The sequence below is a fragment of the Bifidobacterium sp. POST2/T3 (B1) genome, assembly GCF_058197115.1.
The window spans coordinates 1-2,235 of sequence record NZ_JBVPQK010000417.1; the positions used below are offsets into that span (position 1 = coordinate 1).

Consider the following 2,235-nt stretch of genomic DNA (forward strand, 5'->3'; position numbering starts at 1 on the left):
GGAGGCATGACGCATGAGGATACTGCTAAGGCCTCCGGCTGGGATCTGCACTGCCACACCGTGTTCTCCGACGGCACGGTGACGCCCAGGGGGATGGTTGAGCAGGCGCAGCAGCTGGGTCTGGAAGGTCTGGCCATCACCGACCATGACACCAATGCGGGCTGGGATCAGGCTCGTAAGGCGGCCCACGACTTGGGGATGCCCCTGCTGCCTGGCACCGAAATCACCGCGCAGGATGGCCGCGTATCGGTTCACATGCTGGCCTATCTTTACGATCCTGAGGATCCGGTCATAGCCGGGCTCTTCGCCAAGACCAGGGAAGCCAGGCTGACCAGAACCAGGACTATGGTCGAACGGATTTCACGGGATTATCCGATCACGTGGCAGGATGTGCTGGCCCAGGTCAAGGAGGGATCAAAGACCACGGTGGGCCGTCCGCACATCGCCGATGCCCTGGTCAAAGCCGGTGTATATGCCGACCGGAGCCAGGCCTTCGCCGGGGTTTGCTCCTCCAGCAGCCCTTACTACCTGCCTACGCCTTCGCCGACCACCCACCAGGTGCTGGCAGCTGTAAACCATGCAGGCGGTGTCTTGGTCATCGCCCATCCCGGTGCCATCAGCCGCAATCCCATTCTGCTCTCCGACCAGCAGATCGCTGCACTGGCTAGGGAGGGGCTGGGCGGACTGGAGGTCTGGCATCGGGATAATCCGCCAGAGCAGCGTCGACGGCTACTGGCCCTGGCCCAGCGCTGGGGGCTGCTGGTGACCGGAGGATCGGACTGGCACGGTCAAGGCAAGCCCAATCGCATGGGGGAGAACAGCACCAGTGGCCAGGTGGTGGCCCAAATCGTGGACAGGGCCAGGGGAAGTTGTCCGGTGGCCTGGGAGGGTTAGCGGATACAGATCGGGGGCGGCCGGACCAGAAGGATCCGGCCGCCCCCGTCAGGCGATCACGGCCTCAGTCGGAGGAGCCTCCCAGGACACCGAAGCCCACAGGATGGGTGGTGTCGGAACCAACCACCGCATAGCCCAAGGACTCCTTGGGGACGATGATGTGCCGACCCTTGTCGTCCACCAGATCGATGGGTCCGCCCTCGTTCAGGGCCCGGGCGATGTGGGCCGCCACCTCGTCCGCCTTGGCGTTGGTGCTGAAGTTGACCGTGCGGGCCACATTCTTGATGCCGAATTCGATATCCATTGCTACCTCCAAGGTTTTTCTCCGTCGCCCAGACCTGCCGGTCCACGGATCTTCCGGTCTCATTATTCGCTGACCCGGGTGATTACGCTCTAAGCGTCCCCGTGATGCTCCTCCTGGGCAGAGCCGGTCTCCGGCGGCGATGCCGATGTCTGTCCCTCTGCAGTGAGCGTGGGAATCTGTTCGGGCAGGGGCTTTTTGGGAATGACGATGGTCTCGGCCTGATTGCTTGGAAGGGTCTGAGCTGACGATGCATCATCCGGTTGGGAAGCGTCCTCTCCCGCTTCAGTGGCATTCGAAGGCTGATTGTTCACGGACGGGTCTGCGGACGGAACGCTCATTGCAGCCTGCGGTTTCGCTTCGCCATTTGTATCCTCGTCGCCGGTGACCGGATTGCCGATGCCGCGGAAGTGATCGCTCAGGCCTGATTTCTCTTCCTGGGGGACGGAAGCAACAGCTGGTGGCTCGGGTTGGGCGTCGGTGCCAAGGTCTGTGCTCTGGGCCTGCTTGATGGGCTTATTCCTGGCATCGGAGTGGTCCATGACGGTCTGGGCCAGAGCCAGGTCAGCCATTTCCACCCTGTTGATGGCGATGGTGGCCGAGCTTTCATCCGACGTTTCTGTCGAGGCGGAGGCTGGCTCTGGCGTCGGATTCTCCTGTGGCTTGGTTGCAGAGGGGTCTTCAGCCTTATCGTCGCCCAACAGAGTGCCAACAGTGATGGTTGAGGGTGCGCCAGCCGGTGACGGACTTGGCGTCTGCTGCTGGCGACGGGCGCGCTGGTCCTGCTCATGATCGCCCAGCTGCTGAGCCAGGCGCTCAACTTGGGCCTTGAATTGGATGATCCGTTCGTTGTCTGCATGATCGAGAGCGGTGATGAACTCGCCCACCTGCTCCATTTGCAGCCAAAGATTGGCTCGGAGCATGATCAGGTCATCCAGCCGGGCCCCCATCATCCTGCCGTAGGCTGCAATGACGGCGTTGCGACGGGACCCGTCCAGCTTGGCGAAGATCCAGGCCAGATCACGAGCTGGATCGTTGAC

At 62.5% G+C, this 2,235-nt stretch carries 2 protein-coding genes and 1 pseudogene; 1 reads left to right on the plus strand and 2 read right to left on the minus strand.

Annotation, left to right across the window (positions count from 1 at the left end):
- Positions 1–6: 6 nt before the first annotated feature.
- On the plus strand, positions 7–894 hold the full coding sequence (locus AC0AP0_RS12320; RefSeq protein ID WP_490430693.1) for a PHP domain-containing protein: 888 nt from the start codon (positions 7–9) through the stop codon (positions 892–894).
- 64 nt (positions 895–958) lie between these two features.
- Here the strand turns inward: AC0AP0_RS12320 and AC0AP0_RS12325 are convergent, their stop codons facing one another.
- Together AC0AP0_RS12325 and AC0AP0_RS12330 are read right to left on the minus strand one after the other, a co-directional pair.
- Positions 959–1,198, minus strand: coding sequence for a DUF3107 domain-containing protein (locus AC0AP0_RS12325; RefSeq protein ID WP_046322632.1), 240 nt, complete (start codon positions 1,196–1,198; stop codon positions 959–961).
- An 89-nt stretch (positions 1,199–1,287) separates the two neighbouring features.
- Positions 1,288–2,235 (minus strand): annotated as a pseudogene (locus AC0AP0_RS12330) (aminoglycoside phosphotransferase); the annotation flags it as partial.